The 25,593-nt window shown below is 73.1% G+C and carries 25 protein-coding genes and 1 riboswitch; of the genes, 1 reads left to right on the top strand and 24 read right to left on the bottom strand.

The window, feature by feature from the left end; genetic code table 11:
- Positions 1 to 63: 63 nt before the first annotated feature.
- Positions 64 to 193: riboswitch (FMN riboswitch) on the bottom strand.
- A 96-nt stretch (positions 194 to 289) separates the two neighbouring features.
- The 4 genes from DAE25_RS17350 to ligD form a co-directional block, all read right to left on the bottom strand.
- Positions 290 to 703, bottom strand: a complete 414-nt coding sequence (locus tag DAE25_RS17350; protein WP_107767386.1) for an MmcQ/YjbR family DNA-binding protein — start codon at positions 701 to 703, stop codon at positions 290 to 292.
- On the bottom strand, positions 700 to 1,362 hold the full coding sequence (rpe, locus tag DAE25_RS17345; RefSeq protein WP_107767385.1) for a ribulose-phosphate 3-epimerase: 663 nt from the start codon (positions 1,360 to 1,362) through the stop codon (positions 700 to 702). The genes DAE25_RS17350 and rpe overlap by 4 nt, the downstream gene beginning before the upstream one ends.
- 22 nt (positions 1,363 to 1,384) lie before the next feature.
- Positions 1,385 to 2,308, bottom strand: coding sequence for a lipid kinase (locus tag DAE25_RS17340; RefSeq protein WP_107767384.1), 924 nt, complete (start codon positions 2,306 to 2,308; stop codon positions 1,385 to 1,387).
- Positions 2,309 to 2,370: 62 nt separating this feature from the next.
- The gene (gene ligD / locus DAE25_RS17335; RefSeq protein WP_107767383.1) at positions 2,371 to 3,372 is read right to left on the bottom strand and encodes a non-homologous end-joining DNA ligase; all 1,002 of its coding nucleotides are present in this window, start codon (positions 3,370 to 3,372) and stop codon (positions 2,371 to 2,373) included.
- 127 nt (positions 3,373 to 3,499) lie between these two features.
- On the opposite strand from ligD, the gene DAE25_RS17330 reads away from it, so the two are divergent.
- Positions 3,500 to 4,723 (top strand): cation:proton antiporter domain-containing protein, encoded by a 1,224-nt coding sequence (locus DAE25_RS17330; protein WP_107767382.1) that lies wholly within the window; start codon positions 3,500 to 3,502, stop codon positions 4,721 to 4,723.
- Between the two features lie 9 nt (positions 4,724 to 4,732).
- On the opposite strand, the gene DAE25_RS17325 is transcribed toward DAE25_RS17330, so the two are convergent.
- From DAE25_RS17325 to carB, 20 genes are all read right to left on the bottom strand, one after another.
- On the bottom strand, positions 4,733 to 5,137 hold the full coding sequence (locus DAE25_RS17325) for a hypothetical protein (RefSeq protein WP_107767381.1): 405 nt from the start codon (positions 5,135 to 5,137) through the stop codon (positions 4,733 to 4,735).
- Between the two features lie 78 nt (positions 5,138 to 5,215).
- Entirely contained in the window at positions 5,216 to 6,220 is a 1,005-nt protein-coding gene (locus DAE25_RS17320) for a hypothetical protein (protein WP_159083815.1), read from the bottom strand.
- Between the two features lie 164 nt (positions 6,221 to 6,384).
- The gene (locus DAE25_RS17315; RefSeq protein WP_107767379.1) at positions 6,385 to 7,704 is read right to left on the bottom strand and encodes a transcription antitermination factor NusB; all 1,320 of its coding nucleotides are present in this window, start codon (positions 7,702 to 7,704) and stop codon (positions 6,385 to 6,387) included.
- On the bottom strand, positions 7,697 to 8,110 hold the full coding sequence (locus tag DAE25_RS17310; RefSeq protein ID WP_107767378.1) for an MmcQ/YjbR family DNA-binding protein: 414 nt from the start codon (positions 8,108 to 8,110) through the stop codon (positions 7,697 to 7,699). Before DAE25_RS17310 ends, DAE25_RS17315 begins: the two co-directional genes overlap by 8 nt.
- A 35-nt stretch (positions 8,111 to 8,145) precedes the next feature.
- The gene (locus DAE25_RS17305) at positions 8,146 to 8,988 is read right to left on the bottom strand and encodes a LamG domain-containing protein (RefSeq protein WP_107767377.1); all 843 of its coding nucleotides are present in this window, start codon (positions 8,986 to 8,988) and stop codon (positions 8,146 to 8,148) included.
- Between the two features lie 58 nt (positions 8,989 to 9,046).
- The gene (locus tag DAE25_RS17300) at positions 9,047 to 10,579 is read right to left on the bottom strand and encodes an OFA family MFS transporter (protein WP_107767376.1); all 1,533 of its coding nucleotides are present in this window, start codon (positions 10,577 to 10,579) and stop codon (positions 9,047 to 9,049) included.
- 91 nt (positions 10,580 to 10,670) lie between these two features.
- On the bottom strand, positions 10,671 to 11,597 hold the full coding sequence (gene fmt / locus DAE25_RS17295; protein ID WP_107767375.1) for a methionyl-tRNA formyltransferase: 927 nt from the start codon (positions 11,595 to 11,597) through the stop codon (positions 10,671 to 10,673).
- On the bottom strand, positions 11,597 to 12,142 hold the full coding sequence (def, locus tag DAE25_RS17290; RefSeq protein ID WP_107767374.1) for a peptide deformylase: 546 nt from the start codon (positions 12,140 to 12,142) through the stop codon (positions 11,597 to 11,599). Before def ends, fmt begins: the two co-directional genes overlap by 1 nt.
- Positions 12,143 to 12,193: 51 nt before the next feature.
- Complete coding sequence (locus DAE25_RS17285) at positions 12,194 to 14,206, bottom strand: primosomal protein N' (protein ID WP_159083814.1); 2,013 nt, start codon at positions 14,204 to 14,206, stop codon at positions 12,194 to 12,196.
- Between the two features lie 140 nt (positions 14,207 to 14,346).
- The gene (metK, locus tag DAE25_RS17280) at positions 14,347 to 15,549 is read right to left on the bottom strand and encodes a methionine adenosyltransferase (RefSeq protein ID WP_107767373.1); all 1,203 of its coding nucleotides are present in this window, start codon (positions 15,547 to 15,549) and stop codon (positions 14,347 to 14,349) included.
- Between the two features lie 69 nt (positions 15,550 to 15,618).
- Positions 15,619 to 16,884: a bifunctional phosphopantothenoylcysteine decarboxylase/phosphopantothenate--cysteine ligase CoaBC gene (gene coaBC, locus DAE25_RS17275; RefSeq protein WP_107767372.1), complete on the bottom strand. Its 1,266-nt coding sequence runs from the start codon at positions 16,882 to 16,884 to the stop codon at positions 15,619 to 15,621.
- A gap of 1 nt (position 16,885) precedes the next feature.
- The gene (gene rpoZ, locus DAE25_RS17270; RefSeq protein WP_056886157.1) at positions 16,886 to 17,215 is read right to left on the bottom strand and encodes a DNA-directed RNA polymerase subunit omega; all 330 of its coding nucleotides are present in this window, start codon (positions 17,213 to 17,215) and stop codon (positions 16,886 to 16,888) included.
- A gap of 36 nt (positions 17,216 to 17,251) precedes the next feature.
- Positions 17,252 to 17,857 (bottom strand): guanylate kinase, encoded by a 606-nt coding sequence (gene gmk / locus DAE25_RS17265; RefSeq protein ID WP_056886156.1) that lies wholly within the window; start codon positions 17,855 to 17,857, stop codon positions 17,252 to 17,254.
- Positions 17,854 to 18,180: an integration host factor, actinobacterial type gene (mihF, locus tag DAE25_RS17260; protein WP_107767371.1), complete on the bottom strand. Its 327-nt coding sequence runs from the start codon at positions 18,178 to 18,180 to the stop codon at positions 17,854 to 17,856. Before mihF ends, gmk begins: the two co-directional genes overlap by 4 nt.
- A 136-nt stretch (positions 18,181 to 18,316) precedes the next feature.
- Complete coding sequence (locus tag DAE25_RS17255) at positions 18,317 to 18,754, bottom strand: hypothetical protein (protein WP_107767370.1); 438 nt, start codon at positions 18,752 to 18,754, stop codon at positions 18,317 to 18,319.
- Entirely contained in the window at positions 18,751 to 19,581 is an 831-nt protein-coding gene (gene pyrF / locus DAE25_RS17250) for an orotidine-5'-phosphate decarboxylase (RefSeq protein WP_107767369.1), read from the bottom strand. Before pyrF ends, DAE25_RS17255 begins: the two co-directional genes overlap by 4 nt.
- Positions 19,578 to 20,444, bottom strand: coding sequence for a tRNA-dihydrouridine synthase (locus DAE25_RS17245; RefSeq protein WP_107767368.1), 867 nt, complete (start codon positions 20,442 to 20,444; stop codon positions 19,578 to 19,580). The genes pyrF and DAE25_RS17245 overlap by 4 nt, the downstream gene beginning before the upstream one ends.
- Complete coding sequence (locus tag DAE25_RS17240; protein WP_159083813.1) at positions 20,441 to 21,277, bottom strand: iron-sulfur cluster-binding protein; 837 nt, start codon at positions 21,275 to 21,277, stop codon at positions 20,441 to 20,443. The genes DAE25_RS17245 and DAE25_RS17240 overlap by 4 nt, the downstream gene beginning before the upstream one ends.
- Positions 21,274 to 22,305 carry a quinone-dependent dihydroorotate dehydrogenase gene (locus tag DAE25_RS17235; protein WP_107767366.1) on the bottom strand — a complete coding sequence of 344 codons (1,032 nt, stop codon included), beginning with the start codon at positions 22,303 to 22,305 and terminating at the stop codon, positions 21,274 to 21,276. The genes DAE25_RS17240 and DAE25_RS17235 overlap by 4 nt, the downstream gene beginning before the upstream one ends.
- On the bottom strand, positions 22,305 to 25,592 hold the full coding sequence (gene carB, locus DAE25_RS17230; RefSeq protein WP_107767365.1) for a carbamoyl-phosphate synthase large subunit: 3,288 nt from the start codon (positions 25,590 to 25,592) through the stop codon (positions 22,305 to 22,307). Before carB ends, DAE25_RS17235 begins: the two co-directional genes overlap by 1 nt.
- Position 25,593 lies beyond the last annotated feature (1 nt).

The raw sequence follows: 25,593 nt of genomic DNA, 5'->3' as shown, positions 1-25,593 counted from the left end.
CCTCTCGTCCGTGGTCGCGGACTCCGGGGGACTCGGGCGCGCGCACCACGACGGGTGCGTCACCTGCGTGCACTTCTCATCCGGACTGTGACCGTCGGTCCAGGAGTTCCACCTGGTCAACCGACCACTGGCAGTGGTCGGGTCGCGGACTGTGACCGCCGGTGCGGAGTTTCACCGCCCCCAGAGCACGCTTGCTCGTGGACGGAACTCTGCCACACCCTCGCGCATTCCCGGACGGGGTGTCCGCGTGGCGTGGGCCACGTCGATGGCGGCGCTCGCGAGACGCCGGTCAGGTCCCGAGGTGGTGCTCGCGCAGCCAGGTCTCCGCCCGCCGGCGCGACGCCTGGGCCAGCCAGGCGTCCTGCACGAGCTCGACGACCTCGTCGCGCGACACCTCGCCGACGCGGGAGGCGCGGACCAGGACCGAGGGGTGCCCGTCGAAGTGGGGGGTGCTGAAGAACGGGGACGCCTCGTCCTGCACGAGCGCCAGCTTGTCGCCCTCGGAGGCCACCCAGATGACGATGACGTCGTCATACCGCTCCCCGGTCTCCGGGTCGACGGCGTCGGCCCGCGGGGTGCGGAAGAAGACGAACGACTTGGCGCCCACCTGGTAGACGGGGAGGGCGCCGGTCCGGGCGACGGTGACGTGCGGCATCGCCAGCGCCGTGGCGTGGATGTCGTCGACCGTCGCCCGCCTGCTCACGTCGAGGCGGCCTCGGCCTTCGCCCTCAGCTCGCGGACCATCGCGTCCGGGTCGGCGGCGGAGTAGACGGCGGAGCCGGCCACGAAGACGTCGGCCCCGGCCTCCGCACAGCGCTCGATGGTCTCCAGCGAGACTCCCCCGTCGACCTGGAGCCACGTCTCGACGCCGTGCCTGCGCATCATGGCGCGGGCGGTGCGGATCTTGGGCAGGCACAGGTCGAGGAACTTCTGGCCGCCGAAGCCGGGCTCCACCGTCATCAGGAGCAGCATGTCCAGCTCCGGCAGCAGCGCCTCGTAGGGCTCGATCGGCGTGGCCGGCTTGAGGGCCATGCTCGCCCGAGCCCCCTTGGCCCGGATCTCCCGGGCCAGCCGGATCGGCGCCCTGGTCGCCTCCACGTGGAAGGTGACGCTGGAGGCGCCCGCCTCGACGTACGCCAGCGCGTTGCTGTCGCAGTCCTCGATCATCAGGTGGGCGTCGAGCGGGATGTCGGTCGCCCGGCTCAGTGCCTCGACCATCGTCGGGCCGAAGGTCAGGTTGGGCACGAAGTGGTTGTCCATGACGTCGACGTGCACCCAGTCGGCGCTGCCGATGCGGGCCACCTCCTCGCCCAGGCGGGAGAAGTCGGCGTTGAGGATGCTCGGCGTGATCTGGATACCCACGGGCGGTGAGTCTAGGGCCCGATCAGTCGAGCTGGGCGGCCCGGCTGTGCTGCGGCACCACGACGTGCAGCGCGTTGCGGTCGACCTCGAAGCTCGCGGGGGTCATTGCCGCCAGCTCGCCGTCGAGGTTGACGTCCAGCGGCTCGTCGGTGACGACCCGCACGCTGCGCGTGGTCACGTGGTGCACCCGGTCGTGCTCGATCAGGTGTCCGCTGCGCAGCAGCCGGGCCACCGACACGTGGTCGCGCAGCCGGCCCCTGCCGATCGCGTAGACGTCGAGGAGGTGGTCGTCGATGGAGGCCGTCGGTGACACCGTGAGCCCGCCGCCGTAGTGACGTCCGTTGCCGACCGCCACCTGCATGAGGTCCTCGAGCTCGAGGACCGAGCCGTCGCCGAGCTCCAGCCGTGCGGCGAAGGGCCGGTGGTGCCGGTACGCCGCGAGGGTCGCGGCCGGGTAGGCGAGCTGGCCGAGCCTGCGCTTGAGCTGCGGGGTGAGTCGCCGGGTCACCGCGACGGAGAGGCCGAGCGAGGCGACGTTGAGGAAGACCGACCCGTTGACCCGACCCAGGTCGATGTCGACCACCTTGCCGCTCAGCAGGGTGTCGATTGCGGCCGGCAGGGCCGACGGGATCTCCAGGGTGCGGGCGAAGTCGTTGGCCGTGCCGAGGGGCAGGACGTCCAGCGTCGTACCGGTGTGCGCCAGCACCGACGCGGCGCAACCGATGGTGCCGTCTCCCCCGCCGACCAGGACCATGTCGGGCTCGGCGCCGACGGCCTCCGCGAGGGCGCCCGGCAGCTGGGCGCCGCTGTCGACGCGGTGCACGTCGACCGCCTCGACCCCGGCGCGGTGGAGCTCGCCCTCCACCAGGCGCAGTGCGGCGGCGCCGGTGCGGGAGGCCGTGTTGACCACGACGGCGACGTGGCGGGTGCGGGTGTCTGCGGGCATGCCCCGACGCTAGGCGGCCCGGGTGAGAGGACCATGAGCCCGACCTGTGCGCGGGCTGTGGGTCAGCCGTCCTCGGGGTCGACCGGCGGCTCGGCGCCCTGCGCCTCGTCGCGCGCGGCCCACTCCAGCAGGGGGGCGATGTCGAAGGCGTGGTCGTCGATGTCGGCGTGCAGGTCACCGATCTGCGCGAACCGCTCCGGCATCGTGAAGATCGTGAAGTCGTCCGGCTCGCAGGCGTCGACCTCGTCCCAGCGCACCGGGGCCGAGACCCGCGCGGTCGGCACCCCGCGCACGGAGTACGCCGCGGCGATGGTGTGGTCACGCGCGTTCTGGTTGTAGTCGACGAACAGCTGGTCGGGCTCGCGGTCCTTGCGCCACCACGCGGTCGTGACGTCCCCGGACGCGCGGCGCTCGACCTCGCGGGCGAACGCCAGGGCACCGCGGCGTACGTCTGCGAAGCCGTGGTCGGGCGGGATCCGCACATAGACGTGCATCCCGGACCCTCCGCTGGTCTTGGGGAACCCGACCGCGCCGAGCTCGTCGAGCACCTCGTGGGCGATCCCGGCGACCCGCTGGACGGTCGCCCAGTCGCACTCCGGACCGGGGTCGAGGTCGATGCGCCACTCGTCGGGCTTCTCGGTGTCGGCGCGACGGCTGTTCCACGGGTGGAACTCCACCGTCGACATCTGGACCGCCCAGATCACGCTCGCGAGCTCGGTGACGCACAGCTCGTCGGCGGTGCGGTTCCAGCGTGGGAAGTGCAGGCGCACGGTCTCGACCCAGGGCGGGGCACCGGCGGGCAGGCGCTTCTGGTGCACCTTGTCGCCGGCCAGACCCTTGGGGAAGCGGTGCAGCATGCACGGGCGCTCGTAGAGCGCGTTGACGATGCCGGGCCCCACGGCGAGGTAGTACTCGACGAGGTCCAGCTTGGTCGCCCCCGACGGCGCGGACGCCGTGGGAGGGAAGTAGACCCGGTCGGGGTTGCTCACCCGCACCACCCGGTCGTCCACGTCGATCTCGACGCTGGGGCTCTTGCTGGCAGGGCTCTTGCCGGTCGGGGCCATGCGGCCCAACCTACTGGCGTGCGTCGCGCCCGCCCACGGCCTCACCCGGGCAGGGTGAGGCACCGCGACGTCCCGGGGACGAGACTGGCCGCAGACCGTTGCCGCCGAGGGCCGGAGGTGGTGAACCATGGACGTGACAGCCGCGTTGGTCATCGCCGGGTCGATCTTCCTGTGGGGCGTCCTGTCGGCGCGACTCCAGCGCGCCGACCTGACCGCCCCGATCCTCTTCGTCGCCGTCGGCGCGGTCGTGGGGGGCATGGAGCTCCTCGATGCGCCCGAGGGCCCGGAGGGCCTGACGCTGCTGGTCGAGGTCACGCTGGTGTGGGTGCTGTTCTCCGACGCCGCCCGCATCCCCGTGCAGACGATCCGTCGCGACCTGGCCCCCTACGTCCGGCTGCTGGGCGTGGGCCTGCCGCTGACCGTGCTGGTGGGCTGGGGGCTGGCGTGGTGGCTGTTCCCGGCAGCGGGGGTCTGGGTCGCGCTCCTTGTCGCCGCCGCACTCGCGCCCACCGATGCCGCCCTCGGGATCCCGGTCGTGACCAACCCCGTCGTCCCCGCCCGGGTCCGGCGGCTCATCACCGTGGAGAGCGGGCTCAACGACGGCATCGTCACCCCGGTGGTGATGCTCGCGATCGCGGCCCTGGCGGCCGAGGAGGAGCTGTCCGGCTCGTCGGGACTGGGCGACGCGGTGGTCTCGCTGGCGGTCGGTGCGGTGGTGGGTGCGCTGTGCGGTCTCGTCGGCGGCCGGGCGCTCCGCTGGGCCCGTCGGCGGGACTGGGCTGCGGAGGACTTCGCCGGGATCGCGGTTCTGGCGCTGGCGCTCATCGCCTACCTGGCCGCACTCGCCGTGGGGGCGAACGGCTTCGTGGCCGCCTTCTGCGCGGGGCTCGCGTTCGGCACCTCCGCCGGGCCTCGTGGGCCCGCCGAGCTGGTGTTCGTGGAGCAGTCGGCAGGTCTGGTGGGGCTCCTGGTGTGGCTCGCCTTCGGGGCGGTCGCCGGCCCGATCGTGCTCGACCTGGTCACGCCGACGATGGTGCTGTACGCCGTCCTCAGCCTCACCCTGGTCCGGATGGTCCCGGTCGCCCTGGCCGCTCTCGGGGCCGGGCTCGACCGCGGGACGGTCCTGTTCATCGGCTGGTTCGGTCCTCGCGGCCTCGCGTCCCTGGTGTTCGCCCTGCTCGCCCTCGAGGAGCTCGGACCCGAGGTGGACCGGGCGGTCGCCCTGATCGGGGTCACCGTGCTGCTCAGCGTGGTCGCCCACGGGCTGACCGCGGCCCCGCTCGCGCTCCGCTACGGCCGCGCCCGTGCCGGCCGCTCGGGCGACGCGTCACCCACCGACACTGCCTCGTGACGGCGGCGGTCAGCAGTCGTTGCCGACCGAGCCCAGGAGGTCGTCCACCGCGGTCGTGAAGGCACCGAAGTCGGCGGAGACCTGCGTCACGGCAGCCCCGGAGGGCGCCTGCACGGCCGTCTCGACGCTGGCCGTGAGGGCCTGTGTCGCGGACTGCACGGCATCGATCTCGTCCGCGTACTCGTCCGCGGCCGCGTCGACGAGCCGGTCCACGTCCGCACGGGCTTCGTCGAGGACGGCGGAGAACTCGGCCAGGGCCCCGGGCTGGAGCTCGACGGCCTCGAGGTCGTCGAGGTCCGCGCGCAGGGCCGCGACGTCGTCGCAGACCGCGGGCTCCTCCTCCGAGCAGGCCGATGTCCCGGCCAGGAGGCCCAGGGTGAGCACGACGGCGGCTGCGCGAGTGTTCGGCTTCATGTCGACGAGGCTAGGAGCGCCGGCTGCCGTCGGCATCCTCCGGAACGAGTGAGGTCGCGGGCGGAGACTCCGCCGGCCCTACCCGGCAGGCGTGGTCTGCGGCTGCTCCGGGGACGGCTCTGGCTGCTGGGGCTGCTCCGGGGACGGCTGCGGTGCCGGCGCCGCGGTCGCCCGGACGAGCACGGCCGCGCTGGCCCCCTCGTCGGCGTACTCGCCCTCGGGACGGAACCAGCGGAACTCGGTGTCCTCGGCGACAGTCGCAGACGCCCGCGACCAGCCGTCGGGCCCGACCATGGTGAGCTCGGAGACCGTGCGCCACTCCCCCACGCCGGGCGTACGCGCCTGGAGCAGGACGGGGTCGCCGGTCACGCGACCGAAGCCGTCGGTGACGTGGCCGCTGATGACGACGTCCTGGCCGGCCGGCACCTGGGGTGCCGAGGCGGTGATCGCCGTGCCGAGGGTGATGCCCTCGAAGTCCCACGTCTGGCCCACGCCCCGCACCGCGTCGATGTTGAAGGCTGCGCCGTCGCAGCCGAAGCCGGTGACGACGTAGCCGGTGCCGTCGCCGTGCGCGGCCACGAACTCGGCCGGTGTCGCGGGGGCTCCCGCGGTGGTGGACCCGGTCACCAGGTCGACGAGCTTCCAGTCGTAGCGCAGGGCGGCGGTGTCGACCGTGTGCCAGCCACCGGCGGGCACCGTCGTCGTGGCCCGACCCAGCCAGGCGTGGCCGGCCGGCGCGTCCGCCGCGGAGGTCCAGATGTAGGACGCGCCGGTGGTGCCCGTGGCCGCCGTGACCGACACCGAGGCACCGGCTCCGGCGAGCGAGAGGAAGGGGACGTAGGGACCGGACGCCGTCCCGGCGCCGGACGGGACGAGACCGAAGCTCCGGCGGCCCATCGGCGCGGTGCCCGGACCCAGGTTGACGCGGGTCCGCGGGGCGGACGAGGGGGCGAAGAACCCGTCGCAGCCGAGGTAGGTGAGGAACATCCCGTCCGCGGCGCTGCCGGGGCCGCTGCGGACGTTGACGCCGTCGGCGCTCGCAGCAGGGGCGAACCCGATCACCAGGCTCGCGAGGGTGGCCACGGCCACCGCTCCTGCTCTCCGTCGCACTGCTCGCTCTTTCCCGTCCCCCGCCGACCACGTGGCCGACGCGCACCATCATCCACGACCGGTGGTGATGAGGGAACAGACGACCATGCCGAGTCCCCCCTTTTGGGGGTGCATGCCCAGCCCGGTGGGGGGCTCGCTCAGCGGCGGTGCAACGTCGCGATGAACATCGCGTCGGTGCCGTCGCGGTGCGGCCAGAGCTGGCGCGTCTGGCCGACGCGCGTGTCGTCCCGGGAGCCGACCACCGAGTCGACCACCTCCGAGGTCTCCGCCAGGACGGGCGAACAGGTGGCGTAGACGACCACGCCCCCCGGACGGACGGCGTCCAGCGCCCGGTCCAGAAGCGCGCGCTGGAGCGGGACGAGGGCCTCCAGGTCCTTCTCCGTGCGGCGCCAGCGCGACTCCGGACGGCGGCGCAGGGCCCCGAGGCCGGAGCAGGGGGCGTCGACCAGCACCCGGTCGAAGGACCCGTCGCGCCAGGGCGGCCGGGTGCCGTCGCCGGTGACCACGCCGAGCACCCCGCCCCGGGCGGCCCGGAGGCTCCGGGCGACGAGCTTGGAACGGTGGTGCTGGCGCTCGTTGGCGACCAGCCGGGCACCCCGCTCGGCCGCCAGGGCCGCGAGCAGCGCGGACTTGCCGCCGGGTCCGGCACAGACGTCGAGCCACCGCTCGTCCCGGCCGTCGATCTCCGCCTCGGCCAGCGCGAGGGCCACCAGCTGCGAGCCCTCGTCCTGCACGCCGGCACGTCCCTCGGCCACCGCGGGGATCGCGGCGGGGTCGCCACCGGCCAGCTCCACGGCGTACGGCGAGAGCGTGCTGGCCGTGCCGCCGGCAGCGACGAGCTCCGCGACGGTCGAGAGCCCCGGCCGGGCGACGAGCATGACGCGGGGCGGCGCGTTGTCGGCGGCGAGGAGGTCCTCGAGCTGGACCGCGGAGGCAAGCGCGTCGGCCAGCTCCTCCACCACCCAGCGGGGGTGCGAGTGGGCGATGGACGCGTAGCCGAACGGATCGGTCCCCGGGTCCGGGGCCACCCGGCGGATCCAGCCGTCGAGGTCGTGGGCGGCGACCTTGCGCAGCACCGCGTTGACCAGTCCGACGGGACCGACGCCGACGCGCGCCCGGGCGAGCTCGACCGACGAGCTGATCGCCGCGTGGTCCGGCACCCGCATCGACAGCAGCTGGTGGACGCCGAGGCGCAGGACGTCGCGGACCTTGGCCTCCAGCCGGGGCTTGGTGAGGCAGGCGTCGATGATCGCGTCGTAGGTGCCCTGGCGCCGGATGGTGCCGGAGACCAGCTCGGTCGCGAAGGCCGCGTCCCGCCCGGTCAGCCCGTGCTCGGCGAGGGCGTGGGGCAGCGCGAGGTTGGCGTAGGCGTCGTCGACCCGCACGGCCTTGAGCACGTCGAGGGCGGCCAGCCGCGCCGGGTCGATACGGCCGCCCCGCGGGCGGCGCTCAGCCATCGAGGTGCTCGCGGACCAGTCGCCGGGGGGCGCGGTGCGCCCACGCGTCGGTGATGACCTCGACCAGCTCGTCTCGCGTGATCTCCCCCAGCCGCGACTGCTGCACGAGCACGGCGTTGGTGCTGCGGAAGTGGTCGATGGTGAAGAAGGGTGTGGTGTCGTCCTCGACGAGCGCCACCTTGTCGGCCTCGGTGGGGGTGACGATGACGACGAGGTCGTCGTACATCTCGCCCGACTCCGGGTCGACGGCGCTGTGGTGCGGGCGCCGGTAGAGCACGAACCCCCGGCCCTTGTCGCCGGTCGGGACCTTCCACGTGGGGACGTCTCCCCACGAGGTGCCCAGCTCGGTCTCGGGCAGGCCGGCACAGATCTCGTCGACGTCCTCCGGACGGGCCTTCCTGCTCACCCGAGCCAGCGTAGTCGCGACGCCGCCGGTGGGCCTCAGCACGCCCTCCCGTAGGTGCCCCTGCGGGTCGGCGGGGCGTCGACCGGGAGGTCGTTGGGGGCCTCGAGGCTCCAGTGCCGGATCCAGTCCATCTGCATCCGGCTGACGTTCATGGTCTTCTGACCCTTGGCCTCCATCGTGAACCGAGGGACCAGCGGCACGTCCGACCAGATCTCCGGGCGCCGCTCGGTGTGGACGACGTGGGCGTCGACGAACCACGAGATGCGGTCGCGGGTGACCTCGACGCCGTAGGTGTGCCACCTGTCGCGACCGAGGTCCATCCCGGCCTTGGCGCCCTTCCAGGCGACGTCGGGCAGGGTGCGGGCGTAGAGGTTGGCCTTGCTGGTCCCGATGCGGTAGCTCTCGAGCGCGATGTTCTGCGCCCCGCAGCGCTGGTCGCGGTCGCCGGCGGGCACGAGCTCGGTCATCACCTTGAAGCGCGCGCCACCGCGGCCGTACTGCCGGCTGCGAAGCCGGGTCTCCCAGCGACCCACCACGGCACCCTCGAAGCCGAGCTTGGCACTCAGGCTGCCCTGGGTGGTCGTGTTGAGGGTGAGCATGCCGTTCTGGTGCACGACCTCGCCCTGGCCGGAGGCCTGCCACTGCGGCCCCGTCGGTCCGGAGTACGGCGCCTCGAACTCCTCGCGCCAGACGATCCCCTTGTGCCACCAGCCGTACGTCGTACCGGCGTGGACGGGGCCGGGCTCGGCGCCGCCGTGGTCCGCCGACGCGCTCGTCGAGGTGAGCACCGGCGACAGCACGGAGGCGAGGACGACCGCGGCGAGCGAGGCGACGCGACCGCGCCGGGAACGGGAACGGGCAACCAGGGGGGAGGTCATGGCCGAAGACCGTACGTCACGACGGCGGTGCCGCCGCAACTCCAGCGCGGTCGCAGGCTCAGGAGAAGAGCTTGAGCGCGGTCGTGATCGTCTGGAACACACCGTACGCGAGCAGGATGCTCACCACGGCCCACGACAGCACCAGGCGGGCCGTGCTGTTGCCGGCCGAGCCGGTCGGGTCCTCCTCGGACACGACGGCCTCGCGCTCCGCCTGGGCCTCGGACTTGTGGGCCGACATGTCCTCGTGGAACTTCGCCGCGACCGGCCGGACCAGCAGGTTGGCGACGAAGCCGACCCCGAGGATCGCGACCATCGTGAAGAGCGCGGGACGGTAGGAGCCTGCGTCGAGGGAGCCGGCCCCGCCGGCGGAGTCGAGAAAGCTGTTGATGATGAGGGGCCCGGCCACGCCCGCGGCGGACCAGGCGGTCAACAGCCGGCCGTGGATGGCGCCGACCTGGAAGACCCCGAAGAGGTCACGGAGGTACGCCGGGATGGTCGCGAAGCCGCCACCGTAGAACGAGATGATGATCGCGGCGACCAGCACGAAGATCGCGGTGGACGTCGAACCGACCAGGGCCAGTGCGACGTACAGGATGATGCCGCCGCCGAGGTAGACCATGTAGATCGGCTTGCGGCCGATGTAGTCTGACGTGCTCGACCACACGAACCGGCCGGCCATGTTGAACAACGACAGCAGGCCCACGAAGCCGCCGGCGGCGGCGACGGTGACGCTGGAGGTGCCCTCCTCGCGGAAGAAGTCCTGGATCATCGGGCTGGCCTGCTCGAGGATGCCAATGCCCGCCGTGACGTTGCAGAACAGCACCGTCCAGAGCAGCCAGAACTGCGGGGTGCGGATGGCGTTGGCGGCCGACACGTCGTTCTCGGTGACCAGTGCCTTCTTCTTCACCTGGGACGGGTCGAAGCCGTCGGGGCGCCAGCCGGGCGCCGGCACGCGGATGTTGGCGACGCCGAGCATCATGATCGCGAAGTAGACGATGCCGAGGGTCACGAAGAGCAGCGTCAGCGCGTGCCCGTCGGCCAGCGAGCCGGCGTCGCTCGGGTCGTACGCCGGGTCGTAGTAGGAGAGCAGCTGGCGCGACAGGGGCGCTGCGACCATCGCTCCGCCGCCGAAGCCCATGATCGCCATACCGGTGGCCAGGCCCGGGCGGTCCGGGAACCACTTGATGAGCGTCGAGACCGGCGAGATGTAGCCGATGCCGAGACCCACGCCCCCGATGACGCCGTAGCCGAGGTAGAGGATCCACAACTGCTCGGTGGCGATCCCGACCGAGCCCACCAGGAAGCCCGACGCCCAGCAGCACGCCGCGGTGAACATCGCCTTGCGCGGCCCCACCTTCTCGACCCACGTGCCGAAGAGGGCCGCGCTCAGGCCGAGCATCACGATGGCGATCGAGAAGACGAAGCCGATCGCGGTCTGCGAGGCGTCGAAGTGCTCGATGAGCGAGTTCTTGTAGACGCTGGTGGCGTAGGCCTGGCCGATGCACAGGTGCACCGCCAGCGCGGCCGGCGGGATGAGCCACCGGTTGTAGGACTGGGTGGCCACCGTGTGGCGCCGATCGAGCATTTCCATGACAGCCACAGGGGACCTCCGAGACGTTGGCTCCGCGCAGGCTAATGCCAATGTCGTTGAAACGTGACGCAGAGCACCCCCCTGGGGGTGGTCAGCCGAGGCGGGCGCCCTCGGGCACGCTGACGCCCCGCGCCCAGTCGGCGGCGCGCATCTGCTTCTTGCCGAATGCCTTGACGTCGCCGAGCTCGACCGGGTCCGTGGCGGTGCCGACGTAGACGGCGTTCTTGGTGACCTCGAGGACACCGGGCGCCAGCCGGTCACGACCGGTCGCGACGCTGACGCGACCCACCTTGAAGCGCTCGCCCTCCCAGGTCGTCCAGGCGCCGGGTCCGGGCGTGCACGCGCGGACCTGGCGGTCGACGCCGATGGCGGGGTCGGTCCACTCGATGCGGGCGTCGTCGACGAGGATCTTGGGCGCCAGGCTGATGCCGTCGGCGGGCTGCTCACGGGCCTCGAGGGACCCGTCCTCGATGCCGTCGAGGGTGCGGACGAGCAGGGTCGCGCCGCCCTCGGCGAGCCGGGCGAGCAGGTCGCCGGCGGTGTCGGTGGCGCGGATGCGCTCGGTCATCACGCCGTACGTCGGACCGGCGTCGAGCTCCTTGACGATCCGGAACGTCGTGGCACCGGTCAGCTCGTCACCGGCCCAGATGGAGTGCTGGACGGGGGCGGCGCCGCGCCAGGCCGGCAGGATCGAGAAGTGCAGGTTGATCCAGCCGTGCTCGGGGATGTCGAGCGCCGACTGCGGCAGCAGGGCGCCGTAGGCGACGACGGGGCAGGCATCCGGCTCCAGGGCGCGCAGCGCGGCCTGGAAGTCGGGGTCGCGCGGGTGCTCGGGCCGCAGGACCGGCAGGCCGAGCTCCTCGGCCCGCAGGGCGACCGGGCTGGCGACCAGCTTGCGCCCACGACCGGACGGCGCATCGGGACGCGTGACCACGCCGACGACGTCGTGGGCGGAGGCGTGCAGGGCGTCGAGGGCGGGCACGGCGACCTCCGGGGTGCCGGCGAAGACGACGCGCATCAGAGGCCGAGCCCGCGGGTGGCGTGCGGGCTGACCCGGACGGTCGGCCGCTCGAGGCCGAACCACTCGGACTCGCGGATCTCCTTCATCGCCGCCTTGCGGGAGGCGGTGTCGAGCTTGTCGATGAAGAGGATCCCGTCGAGGTGGTCGGTCTCGTGCTGCATCGCCCGGGCGAGGTAGTCGGACGCCTCGATCCGCACCGGCTCGCCGTGCATGTCGAAGCCCGTGGCGATCACCGACAGCGCCCGCAGGCAGTCGTAGGTGAGCTCGGGCAGGGACAGGCACCCCTCGGCACCGTCCTGGGTCTCGTCGCTCAGCTCGAGGCGGGGGTTGATGAGGTGGCCGACCTCGTCCTCGACGTTCCAGGTGAAGACCCGCAGCCCGACGCCGATCTGCGGCGCGGCGAGGCCGGCGCCCGGGGCGGCCAGCATGGTGTCGGTGAGGTCCGTGACGAGCTGGCGGACCTCCTTGTCGAAGTCGTCGACCTCGATCGCGCGTCGGCGCAGGATCGGGTCGCCGAAGAGGCGGATCGGCTGGACTGCCATGGGGTGCTGTGACTCCTCGGTCTCGGATGCGCGGCCCAGTCTAGGGAGCGCTCAGATGCTCGGCGGGTCCACCCGGATGCGTACGGCGTCGAGCTTGCGCGCCGACCGGACACGCTGCAGCTCGCCGAGGGCCGCCGACAGCCTGGCCCCGTGGGCGAGGGGCACCCGGACGACCACGCGCTGCTCCTCGGCGCTCACCGGCACCGGTCCGAGCACCTCGGCCGGCTCGGGGAGGTCGAGCAGCGTCACCGCGTCGTCGAGGGCCCCGGGCTCCCCGGTGATGGTGGCGATCCGGGCCGTCGGCGGCAGGTGGGCCTCGCCCCGCTCGACCAGCTCCCGGTCGGCGAACCCGGCCGGGTCCCACCGCACGAGGGCCTGCAGCGCCGGGTGCGCGGGATCGCCGACGGCGACGACGTGGCCGCCGGGTCGCACCAGGCCGGCGGCGCCGAGCCAGCGGCGTACGGCCTCCTCCTGGACGCGCATGTCGTCGCGGGCCAGGGTCAGCCACGTGTCGAGCAGCACCACGGCGGCGTAGCCGGTCTCGGCGACCGGCTCGGCGCCGATGGTCGCGACGACGATGTCGGGCTGCTCCCCCACCCGCGCCAGGACGCGATCGCCGCTGGAGCTGCGGACGGTCGTGCCGGGGAACGTGCGACCGAGCTCCTCGGCCGTGCGCGCCTCGCCCCGGACCGGTGCCCGCAGGCCCCGGTGGCCGCACTCGCGGCACGCCCAGCGCCCGTCGGCCGTGCCGCACCAGCGACAGGTCGGCGGCGCCGTGGGACCCGCCAGCACGAGCGGGCCGGCGCAGTGGCCGCACCGGGCGGGGGTGCGACACCGCTCGCAGGCCAGGGCCGGGGCGTAGCCCGCGCGTGGCGTCTGCACCAGGACGGGACCGTGGGCGAGACCGGAGCGGATCGCCTCGAAGGCCGGGCGCGGCAGGCGGGCGCCCACGGCCCGGTCCTCCGCGGCCGCCACCTCGGTGCGGGCCCGCTCGCGCACCACGTCGCGGGGAGGCGCGAGCTCACGGGCCCAGCCGGACCGCAGCAGCATCGCGGCCTCCGTCGAGCGGGCGAAGCCGCCCAGCAGCATCGCGGTGCCCTCGGCCTCCGCGCGGAGGCCGAGGACCTCGCGGACGTGCGGGTAGGGGGCGCGGGGCTCGGCGTGCAGGTCGTCGCCGTCGTCCCAGATGACGACGAGCCCCAGGTCGTGGACCGGTGCGAACGCCGCCGCACGGGTGCCGACGACCACCCTCCTGGCCCCCCGGGAGACGGACAGGAACGCGCGGTAGCGCGCGGCCGGACCGAGGTCGGCCGTCAGGACCGTGTGCTGGTCGGGACCGAGGGCGACGTCGAGGGCGGGACCCACCCGGTCGACGTCACGCTGGTCGGGCACGCAGACGATGGCCCCCCGGCCGCCGGCGACGGTCGCCGCGACCGCCGCGCCGACCATGGTCGGCCAGTCGTCACCGGGAGCGGCCGACCAGACGCCGCGCGGTGCGGAGCCGTCGGTCAGGTGCGCGAGGAACGTCTCCCCGTGCGTGACGTGCTGCCAGGCCCCTCCCGGGACGTCGGGGACCGCTGTCGGCGGCCTCTCCCACGGCTCTGCCTCCACCCTGGCGTGCCGGGGCGGCACGGCGAGGCGCAGGACGTCGGCCCGGGCGCCGGCGTAGCGCGCGGCGACGGCGGCGGTGAGGTCGGCCACCACCGGGCTGAGCACGGGCTCGGGGCTGACGACGCGGCGCAGCGGCTGGAGGCGGCCGGTGTGGTCGCTGGTGGCGGCGCGCTCGACGACGTAGCCGTTGACGTCCTGCCCGGCGAACCGGACCTTGACCCGCGCGCCCGGCACCGCGGTGTCGGCGTACGCCGTCGGCACGGCGTAGTCGAACGTCCGGTCGAGGTGGGCCAGCGGGACGTCGACGAGGACCCGGGCGACCGGGTCCACCCCGGCGGGCTCGAACTCGGCGGCCTTGCGCGCCCGGGTCGCGGCGGCCCGGGCCTTGCCGTCGGCCACGGATGCACGGAGGCCGGGCAGCATCTCTGCTGGCCCGGCCTCGTGGTTGGTCATGGTCGGCATTCAATCAATGCGGACCGACAGCGCACCGACCGGTGCGGACTGTGTCCGCGAGTCCGTCACCGTGTGACTGTTGCAACGGTCACACGGTGACAGGGTCCCCGGCTGAGCGGGGACTCTGCCGCAGCGATGGATCAGGCGCCGGCGGCGGCCTTGAGCTTGTCGGCGCGGTCGGTCTGCTCCCAGGTGAAGTCGGGGAGCTCGCGGCCGAAGTGGCCGTAGGCCGACGTCTGGGCGTAGATCGGGCGCAGCAGGTCCAGGTCGCGGATGATCGCGGCGGGACGCAGGTCGAAGACCTCGAGCACGGCCTTCTGGATCGCCTCGTCCGACACCACGCCGGTGCCGAAGGTCTGGATGAAGACGCCCACCGGGGCGGCCTTGCCGATCGCGTAGGCGACCTGCGCCTCGCAGCGGCGGGCCAGGCCCGCGGCCACGACGTTCTTGGCGACCCAGCGCATGGCGTACGCCGCGGAGCGGTCGACCTTGGAGGGGTCCTTGCCGGAGAACGCACCGCCACCGTGGCGGGCCATGCCGCCGTAGGTGTCGACGATGATCTTGCGACCGGTGAGGCCGGCGTCGCCCATGGGTCCGCCGACGACGAACTTGCCGGTCGGGTTGACCAGCAGGCGGTAGCCCTCGGACGGGATGTCGAAGCTGCCGAGGACCACGTCGATGACGTGCTCCTTGATGTCGGCCTCGAGGGTGGCGTGGTCGACGTCCTCGGAGTGCTGGGTGGACAGCACGACGGTGTCGATGCGGACGGGCCGGTCCTGCTCGTCGTACTCGATGGTGACCTGGGTCTTGCCGTCGGGACGCAGGTAGTCGAGCGTGCCGTCCTTGCGGACCTCGGTCAGCCGCTGCGCCAGGCGCTGGGCGATCATGATCGGGAGCGGCATCAGCTCGGGGGTGTCGTCGCAGGCATAGCCGAACATCAGGCCCTGGTCGCCGGCGCCGCGCTTGTCGAGGTCGTCCTCGGAGGACCCCACGCGGGACTCGTGGCCGCTGTCGACGCCGGCCGCGATGTCGATCGACTGGGCGCCGATGGCGACCTGGACCCCGCAGGTGGTGCCGTCGAAGCCCTTGTCGGACGAGTCGTAGCCGATGTCGAGGATCGCCTTGCGGACCAGGTCGGCGACCGGGGCGTAGGCGTCCGTGCGCACCTCCCCGGCGACGACGACGAGGCCGGTGGTCAGCAGCGTCTCGACCGCGACCCGGAGGTTCTCGGGGTCGGAGTCGTGCGCCATGAGGTAGTCCAGGACCGAGTCGCTGATCCGGTCGGCGATCTTGTCCGGGTGACCCTCGGTCACGGACTCGGAGGTGAAGAGGCGTCCAGCCACAGTCGGTGCTCCTGTCGAGGTGCTTGTGCTAGCCACGATAACGGTGGCTCACTATGCAAGATGCCCGTCTCAGCGGGCGAATCGCGCCACGACCTCGTCCCACACGACGTGGGCGAGGGCGCTCTTGGTGCCGTGGGGCACGTCGACGGTGGCACCGTCGGCGCCGAGGATGACCGCCTCGTTGTCGGGGCTGCCGAACACCGCTCCCCCGCTGACGTCGTTGACCACGAGCAGGTCGCACCCCTTGCGGGCCAGCTTGGCCCGGGCGAGGTCGAGGACGTCGCCCGTGTCGTCGCCGGTCTCGGCGGCGAACCCGACGATGACAGCGCCGGGGCGCTGGCGCTCGTGCGAGATCTCCTTGAGGATGTCGGGGTTCTGCTCGAGCTCGATCGCCGGGGCGGAGCCGTCGTCGGCCTTCTTGATCTTGGCCTCGCTGACCGCCGTGGGCCGGAAGTCGGCGGGGGCCGCGGCCATCACCACCGCGTCGGCGGAGCCGGCGGCCAGCACGACCTCGTCGCGCAGCTGGGCGGTCGTCTCGACCCGGACGACCTTGACGCCGGCAGGGTCGGGGAGGGAGACGTTGGCGCTGACGAGGGTGACCTCGGCGCCGCGGGCGGCGGCCGCGCGCGCCAGGGCATAGCCCTGGAGGCCCGACGACCGGTTGCCGAGGAAGCGGACCGGGTCGAGGTACTCCCGGGTGCCGCCGGCGCTCACGACCACCCGGCGACCGGCCAGGTCGGGGACGGCGGTGCCGCGGGCCAGGACCTCGACGGCCAGGTCGAAGATCTCGGCCGGCTCGGGCAACCGGCCCTTGCCGGTGTCCTTGCCCGTCAGGCGTCCCTCGGCGGGCTCGATCACGACGACGCCGCGGCTGCGCAGGGTCGCGACGTTGGCCGCGGTGGCCGGGTGCTCCCACATCTCGGTGTGCATGGCCGGCGCGAGGACGACGGGACACCGCGCGGTGAGCAGGGTGTTGGTCAGCAGGTCGTCGGCCAGCCCGTGGGCGGCCTTCGCGACCAGGTCGGCGGTCGCCGGGGCCACGACGACCAGGTCGGCCGCCTGCCCGATCCGCACGTGCTGCACCTCGTGGACGTCGTCCCACACCTCGGTGGAGACCGGCTTGCCCGACAGCGCCGCCCACGTGGGGGCGCCGACGAACTCCAGGGCGGCGGCCGTGGGCACCACGGTGACGTCGTGCCCGGACTCGGTGAAGCGGCGGAGCAGCTCGCAGGCCTTGTACGCCGCGATGCCGCCGCTGACCCCGAGGACGACACGTGGCCGCTCCCCGGTGCGGGAAACGGCCACGTCGTGGACGGAGGTGTCCTGGGAGGTCACGTCACTCCGTGAAGCTGGACGCCTCGGCGCGCGCGGCCGCGGCAGCGGCCTCCTCGGCGGCGAGCTCGGCCGGGTCGACGTCCTCGCACGTGAGCAGGTCCTCGTTGATCTCGCGGAGCGCGATCGAGAGGGGCTTCTCCTGGACGACGGTGTCGACGAGCGGGCCGACGTACTCCAGCAGGCCCTCGCCGAGCTGGGAGTAGTAGGCGTTGATCTGGCGGGCGCGCTTGGCGCTGTAGAGAACCAGCTTGTACTTGCTGTCGGTCTTGGTGAGCAGGTCGTCGATCGAGGGGTTGGTCACGCCCTCGGCGGCGATGTTGGGGGCAGACACAGCTGGAAGCCTCACAGAAGTCAGTTGGTGCGGAGGTCAGTCGGTGGTGGCTGGACCCTGGGCAGGGTCCGACTGAGGGTCGAACGTCATCAAGGTTACCAACTCGTCCGCCGCAGCGTGAACTTCGTGGTTGACGACGGTGACGTCGAACTCCGACTCGGCGGCCAGCTCGACCTTCGCCGTGGCCAGCCGGCGCTCCCGCTGCGCCTCGGTCTCGGTGCCGCGACCGACGAGCCGGCGCTCCAGCTCCTCCCACGAGGGCGGTGCCAGGAAGACGAACAGCGCCTCGGGCATGGTCCGCCGGACCTGGCGCGCACCCTGGAGGTCGATCTCGAGCATCGCCGGGTGGCCGGAGGCCAGCGCGAGCTCCACGGGGCCGCGCGGGGTGCCGTAGCGGTGGGTGCCGTGCACGGTCGCCCACTCGAGGAGGTCTCCGCGCTCGATCATCGCGTCGAAGTCGTCGTCGGACACGAACCAGTAGTGGACGCCGTTCTCCTCGCCGGGACGCGGGTCGCGCGTGGTGGCGGAGACGGACAGCCAGACCTCGGGGTGGTGGCGACGCACCTCGGCGGCGACCGTGCCCTTGCCGACGGCCGTCGGGCCGGCCAGCACGATCAGGCGAGACCTGCGCGGCTCGCTCAAGACTCCTCGCGGGGGCCGAACTCACGCTGGAGCGCGGCGACCTGCTTGATCCCGAGGCCCCGGACCCGGCGGCTCTCGGCGATGCCGAGGCGCTCCATGACCTGCCGGGCACGCACCTTGCCGAGTCCCGGCATGGACTGCAGCAGCTCCACGACGCGCATCTTGCCGATGACCTCGTTGTCCCGGCCCTCGTGGACGACGTCCATGATCGAGGCGCCCGAGTTCTTGAGCCGGTTCTTGACCTCGGCGCGCTCCCGTCGGGAGGCGGCAGCCTTGTCGAGGGCCGCCTGGCGCTGCTCGGGCGTGAGAGGGGGCAAGGCCACGAAACGGGTCCTTCTGGCAGTCGGGCTGGCGGTCGGCTGGGGCAACGCGGTCAATCTAGTCAGAACGACGGACGCCCTGCAATGCGGGGTACGACGCCGCGCGTGCCGCGAGACCGGCGACACACCGCGGTGGTGGCTACTGGCTCAGCGGGGCCTTGCACACGTCGAGGGCCTGCTGCTCGATGCCACCCATCGCCTCGACCGTCTCGGCCTGCCCGAGGTCGCGGGCGGCCGCCTCGATCGCCCGGCGGTCCTCCTCCGGGAGCCCGTCCGGGGTCGTCGCGGGGTCGTACGACGCGGGGTCGACGCCCGCGTCGTCGAGGGCCTGCTGGAGCGCCTCGAGCCGGGTGACGACCTGCGACCACTCGTCGCGGAGGTCGCCCGGTGCCTCCTCGCGCAGGTCGCGGTAGGCGTCGAGCGCACCGAGGACCGCGCCGGGCTGCTCACTGGCGGCGATGTCGCTCAGCTCGGCCCGGTGGTCCTCCACGGCCTGGCAGTAGGTCTCCTGCTCACTGCTGCAGCCGGCGGTGAGCCCCAGGACGAGCGCCGCGACCGGCAGGACCCCGCCCCTCACGCGTCGCCGAGGGCGGAGACGGCGTCGTTGCCCCGGCGGGCCGCGTCGCGCAGGGCGGCGCGGTCGGGTCCCGCGGAGAGCACCTCGCGCGACGAGCTGGGGAGCACGTGGCGGGCGACGGGACCGAAGATCCGGCGGAGGTCGTCGACGGTCCCGCCCTGGGCGCCGAAGCCCGGGGCCAGGACCGGACCGTTGAAGTCGAGGTCCTCGCCGCTGTCGCCGATGGTGGCCCCGATGACGGCGCCGAGGTCGCCGAGCGGCTCCAGCCCGGCGTTGAGCGCGCGGAGGTGGCCGAGCACGGTGCCGGCGACGGTCCCGCCACCGGTCGACGCGTGCTGCACCTCGGGGCCCTCCTTGTTGGAGGTCAGCGCGAGCACGAAGACCCCCGCCCCGTGGCGGCGGGCCGTCTCGACCATCGGGTCGAGGGAGCCGAACCCGAGGTAGGGGCTGGCCGTGATGGCGTCGGAGGCCAGCGGGGAGGCGGGGTCGAGGTAGGCGTCGGCGTAGGCCTGGCTGGTCGAGCCGATGTCGCCGCGCTTGACGTCGAGCAGCACGAGCGCCCCCGCCGCGCGGGAGTCGGCGATGACCCGCTCGAGGACCGCCACGCCACGGCTGCCGAAGCGCTCGAAGAACGCGCTCTGCGGCTTGACCACGCTGACCTCGGGGGCGACCGCATCCACCACGGTGCGGGCGAAGGTCTCCAGCCCGGCGACGTCGTCGGACAGCCCCCAGTCGCGCAGCAGGGACGCGTGGGGGTCGATGCCCACGCAGAAGCGGCCACGCTCCTGCATGGCCGCGTGCAGCCGGGCCCCGAAGTGGTCGCTCATCGTTGGTCCTCTCGGTCGTCGGCCGTATCGCCGGCATGGTCGCCGGCCGTGTCGTCGGCGTGATCGTCGGCCAGGGCGGCGCGGATCCGCGCCACGGTCGTGGGGTCGTGGAGCAGTGCGGTGCCGACCTGGACGCCGACGGCTCCGGCGGCGAGGAAGGCCCGCGCGGTCCGGGGACCGTCGACACCACCGCCACCCACCACCTCGACGTCCGGCAGCGCTGAGGTGACCTCGTGCACGCAGCGCAGCGCCACCGGGGTGATGGCCGGGCCGGTCAGCCCGCCGGGGCGCCCGTCGGGCATGGCCGCCGGGACGGCGTCCCCGAGGACGACGCCGCTCGCGCCCGCGTCGTGGACGGCCCGGGCCCCCTCGACCGCGCGGGACAGGTCGGGACGCAGCTTGGCCAGGACCGGCCGGTCGGCGGGGAACTCGCGTCGGACCGCGGCGACCACGCTGGCCGCGTGGTAGGGCTCGCGGACCTCGAAGAGGCCCTCCCCCGCCTGGTCGGGCGCACCGAGGTTGACCTCGAGGCCCGCCACGCCGGGGGCCCGGCTGAGGCGGCGCGCGAGCTCGGCGTACTCACCGATGGTGGCGCCGACGACGGACACGTGGACACGCACGCCGGCCCGCACGAGCCAGGGCAGCTCGGTCGCGAGGAAGTGCTCGAGGCCGGGGTTCTGGTGGCCGACGGCGTGGACGAGGCCGCTGGGCGTCTCCGCGATCCGGGGCGTCGGGCCGCCGGCACGCGGGTCGAGCGTGATCGAGCGGGTGACGAGGTCGAGGCCGTCGAGGTCGGCGTACGGCGCGAGCTCGCGGCCGGTGCCCCCGCACCCGCTCGCGACCATGACGGTGCCCCACCTCATCCGAGCTCACCCCAGTGGACCCGGTCCCCGCGGACGACCGGTCCGTCGACGCAGGCGCGCACCCGCCGGGTGACGCCGTCCTCGGCGACCACCGGGACCGGGCAGCCCTGGCACAGGCCGGTACCGCAGGCCATCGGGGTCTCGAGTGCGACCTGGCTCCACGCGCCCCGACGCTCGGCGGCGGCGGCCACCGCGGCCAGGGTGGCCGTCGGCCCGGCGGCGTAGACCACGTCGGCGTCGGCGCGCTCGAGGACGGCCTCGACCTGCGACGGCACGTCGCCGCGCGCGCCCACCGAGCCGTCGCGGGTGATGACGCTGACCGAGCGGGCGCTGCGCCGGGCCTCCAGCGCGGAGAGCAGGTGGCCCTCGTCGTCCGCGGCGAGGACCAGCGTGACGGGGCAGCCGCGCTCGCGCAGCCGGGCGGCGAGCGGGAAGAGCGGCGCCGCGGCGTACCCCTCGCCGACCAGCACGCAGGACACCGGCTCGCGGGGCAGCGCGAACGGACGCCCCAGCGGTCCGGTGACCGGGAGGCGGGCACCGACCGGGAGATCGGCCAGCCAGGTGCTGCCGGGGCCGCGCGGCTCGACGACCACGTCGAGCGTCGGGCCGTAGGCGCCGGTCTCCTTGACGCGGTGGATCCACAGCGGACGCCGGGCCAGGCGACCGTCGCCGACGCTCACGGCCACGAAGTTGCCGGCCCGGAAGCGCTCCGGCAGGCCGGGTGCCGCGATGGTCAGGTGGCGGTAGGCACCGGCACGCTTGGTCGCCAGCACCTCGCCGACGACGTGGACCGGGCCGCGCACGGCCGGGACGCCGGTGGGCTCGGAGGTCATGCCGACGGGAGCCCCGCGACGAGCGTGCGCGGCCACAGTGCGCCCTCGTAGACGAAGGCGGTGTAGCCCTGGACCAGGTCCGCACCGGCGTCGAGGCGCTCGCGTGCGTCGGCCGCGGTGCTGATCCCGCCGACGCCGACGAGCGTCAGGTCGGGGCCGACCCGCTCGCGCACCGCCCGGAGCACCGCGGTCGCCCGCTCGCGCAGCGGGGCACCGCTGAGGCCGCCGGCACCGATCCCCGCGACGGTGGCGGGGTCGGTGCGCAGGCCCTCGCGGGTGATGGTGGTGTTGGTGGCGATCAGGCCGTCCAGGCCGATGGCGACGGCGAGGTCGGCCACGGCCAGCACGTCCTCGTCGCTGAGGTCGGGAGCGATCTTGACCAGCAGCGGCACCCGGTCGTCGGGACGGACCTGGTCGGCGCGACGGCGTACGGCGGTCAGCAGCGGCTCGAGGACCTCGACGGCCTGGAGGTCCCGCAGGCCGGGAGTGTTGGGCGAGCTGACGTTGACGACGAGGTAGTCGGCGTGCGGCGCGAGCAGGCCGGTGGACTTCTCGTAGTCGGCGATCGCGTGCTCGGCCGGCACGACCTTGGTCTTGCCGATGTTGATCCCCAGGACAGGCGCCCCCTCGGGCCGCCTCCGGCGGGCCAGCCGGGTCGCGACCGCCTCGGCACCCTCGTTGTTGAAGCCCATCCGGTTGACCACGGCACGGTCGAGCGGCAGCCGGAAGAGCCGCGGTCGCGGGTTGCCGGGCTGCGCCTCGCCGGTCACCGTGCCGATCTCGACGTGACCGAAGCCGAGCGCCCCGAGGGCGTCGATGCCGACGCCGTTCTTGTCGAAACCCGCCGCGACGCCGAAGGCGTGCGGGAAGCGCAGACCCATCGCCTCGACCGGTCGACCCGCCACGTCCGGCACCCGCCGGGCCACGGGCGCCGCGGCCCGGATCGCCCGGAACGCCGCGTGGTGGGCGCGCTCGGGATCGGCCCGGGTCAGCACGTGGTCGAAGAGCAGGCGGTAGGGACGACCCATCAGCGAGCGGTCCTCCCCCGCTGCCAGTCCTGCAGGCTGCGGACGCCGATCTCGCCGGCGGTCATCGCCTCGATCCCCTGCACCGCGGCGCCGAGGCCCTGCACGGTGGTGATGCACGGGATGTCGGCGAGCACAGCGGCCGTCCGGATCTCGTAGCCGTCGAGGCGGGCCGAGCCGCCCGTGGAGTACGGCGTGTTGATGACCAGGTCGATGTCACCGTCGCGGATGAGCTGGACGGTCGTCTTCTGGCCCTCCGGCCCCTCGCCCTCGTGGTGCTTGCGCACCACGGTGACGCTCACGCCGTTGCGGCGCAGCACCTCGGCGGTGCCCTTGGTCGCCAGGATCTCGAAGCCCCGGTCGGCCAGCACCTTGATCGGGAAGATCATGTTGCGCTTGTCGCGGTTGGCGACCGACACGAAGATCCGTCCGGTCGTGGGCAGCGAGCCGTACGCCGCGGCCTGGGCCTTGGCGAAGGCCGTGCCGAAGTCGGCGTCGAAGCCCATCACCTCGCCGGTGGACTTCATCTCCGGCCCGAGGACGGTGTCGACGTTGCGGCCGTCGATCGTCTTGAACCGGTTGAACGGCATCACCGCCTCCTTGACCGCGATCGGGGCGTCGGAGGGCAGGTGCCCGCCGTCTGCCTCGGGCAGCAGGCCGACCGCGCGCAGCTCGGCGATGGTCTCGCCCAGCATGACGCGGGCGGCGGCCTTGGCCAGCGGGGTCGCGGTCGCCTTGGAGACGAACGGGACCGTGCGGCTGGCGCGGGGGTTGGCCTCGAGGACGTAGAGCACGTCGGAGCTCAGGGCGAACTGGATGTTGATGAGCCCCAGGACGCCCACACCGCGCGCGATCGCCTCGGTGGCGACCCGGATCCGGTCGATCTCGGTCTCCCCCAGCGTGATCGGCGGCAGCGCGCACGAGGAGTCGCCGCTGTGGATGCCGGCCTCCTCGATGTGCTCCATCACGCCGCCGAGGAACAGCTCGTGGCCGTCGAAGAGCGCGTCGACGTCGATCTCGACGGCATCGTCGATGAAGCGATCGACCAGCACCGGGTGCTCGCGGCTGATCTCGGTGGCCGCATTGATGTAGGCGCGCAACCGGCCGTCGTCGTACACGATCTCCATGCCGCGTCCGCCCAGGACGTACGACGGGCGCACCAGCACCGGGTAGCCGATGTCGTCGGCGATCCGCTTGGCGTCCTCGAAGGTGACCGCCATGCCGTGCTTGGGGGCGGGCAGCCCGGCGTCGGAGAGCACCTTGCCGAAGGCGCCGCGCTCCTCCGCGAGGTGGATCGCCTCGGGCGCGGTGCCCACGATCTTGACCCCGGCGTCGGCGAGTCCCTGCGCGAGCCCGAGCGGCGTCTGTCCGCCGAGCTGGCAGATGACCCCGGCGATCGGACCGGCCTGCTCCTCCGCGTGGACGATCTCGAGCACGTCCTCCAGTGTGAGCGGCTCGAAGTAGAGCCGGTCGGAGGTGTCGTAGTCGGTCGACACGGTCTCGGGGTTGCAGTTGACCATGATCGTGTCGTAGCCGGCCTCGCTCAGTGCGAGCGAGGCGTGCACGCACGAGTAGTCGAACTCGATGCCCTGGCCGATGCGGTTGGGCCCGCTGCCGAGGATGATGACCGCCTCCCGCTCGCGGGGCGCCACCTCGGTCTCCTCGTCGTACGACGAGTAGTGGTAGGGCGTCGTGGCGGCGAACTCGGCCGCACACGTGTCGACCGTCTTGTAGACGGGACGCAGCCCGAGGGCCTGGCGGACGCCGCGCACGACGTCCTCGCGCATCCCTCGGATGCCGGCGACCTGGGCGTCGGAGAAGCCGTGCCGCTTGGCGAGGCGCAGCGTCTCGAGGTCGAGCTTGGGGGCCGCCGCGACCTCGTCGGCGACCTCCTTGATGAGGAACAGCTGGTCGACGAACCACGGGTCGATCGCGGTGTGCTCGAAGACCTGCTCCGGCGTGGCGCCGGCCCGGATGGCGTCCATGACGGTGCGCAGCCGGCCGTCGGTGGGTCGACGCGACGTCTCGAGGAGCTCGACGACGTCGCCGGTCGGCTCGGCGAAGTCGAAGACCGCGCCCTTGCTCTCCAGGGACCGCAGGGCCTTCTGGAGGGCCTCGGTGAAGTTGCGGCCGATGGCCATCGCCTCGCCGACGCTCTTCATGTGGGTGGTCAGCGTGGTGTCGGCGCCCGGGAACTTCTCGAACGCGAACCGGGGCACCTTGACGACGACGTAGTCGAGCGTCGGCTCGAAGCTGGCCGGGGTCTCACGGGTGATGTCGTTGCGGATCTCGTCGAGCGTGTAGCCGATGGCGACCTTGGCGGCGATCTTGGCGATCGGGAAGCCCGTGGCCTTGGAGGCCAGGGCGCTCGAGCGGGAGACGCGGGGGTTCATCTCGATGACGATCAGGCGACCGTCCTCGGGGTTGACGGCGTACTGGATGTTGCAGCCGCCGGTGTCGACGCCGACGGAGCGGATGATGTCGATCGCCAGGTCGCGCATCTTCTGGTACTCGCGGTCGGTGAGCGTCATCGCCGGGGCGACGGTGATGGAGTCGCCGGTGTGCACGCCCATCGGGTCGAGGTTCTCGATGGAGCAGATGATCACCACGTTGTCGGCCGTGTCGCGCATGACCTCGAGCTCGTACTCCTTCCACCCGAGGATCGACTCCTCGAGGAGCACCTCGGTGGTCGGGCTGGCCGCGAGGCCGGCGCCGCCGATGCGGCGCAGGTCCTGCTCGTCGTAAGCCATGCCGGAGCCGGTGCCGCCCATGGTGAACGACGGGCGCACCACCATCGGGTAGCCGAGCTCCTCGGCCGCGCCGAGCAGGTCGTCCATCGAGTGGCAGATCACCGAGCGCGCGCTCTCGCCGCCGAGCTCGGCGACGATCTTCTTGAAGACCTCGCGGTTCTCGCCGCGGTCGATGGCCTCGATGCTGGCGCCGATCAGCTCGACCCCGTACTTCTCCAGCACGCCCTGCTCGGCCAGCGACATCGCGCAGTTGAGCGCGGTCTGGCCGCCGAGGGTGGCGAGCAGCGCGTCGGGGCGCTCCTGGGCGATGACCTTCTCGACGTACTCGGGCGTGATCGGCTCGATGTAGGTCGCGTCGGCGAACTCGGGGTCGGTCATGATCGTGGCCGGGTTGGAGTTGACCAGGATGACCCGCAGGCCCTCCTCCTTGAGCACCCGGCACGCCTGGGTGCCGGAGTAGTCGAACTCGCACGCCTGTCCGATGATGATCGGCCCGGAGCCGATGACCATGACGCTCGTGATGTCCTCGCGCTTCGGCATC

It is taken from the genome of Nocardioides terrigena, from assembly GCF_003047265.1.
Lineage (GTDB): Bacteria > Actinomycetota > Actinomycetes > Propionibacteriales > Nocardioidaceae > Nocardioides > Nocardioides terrigena.
Note: the sequence above shows the minus strand (reverse complement) of the source record. Positions and strands in the feature narration are given on the sequence as shown.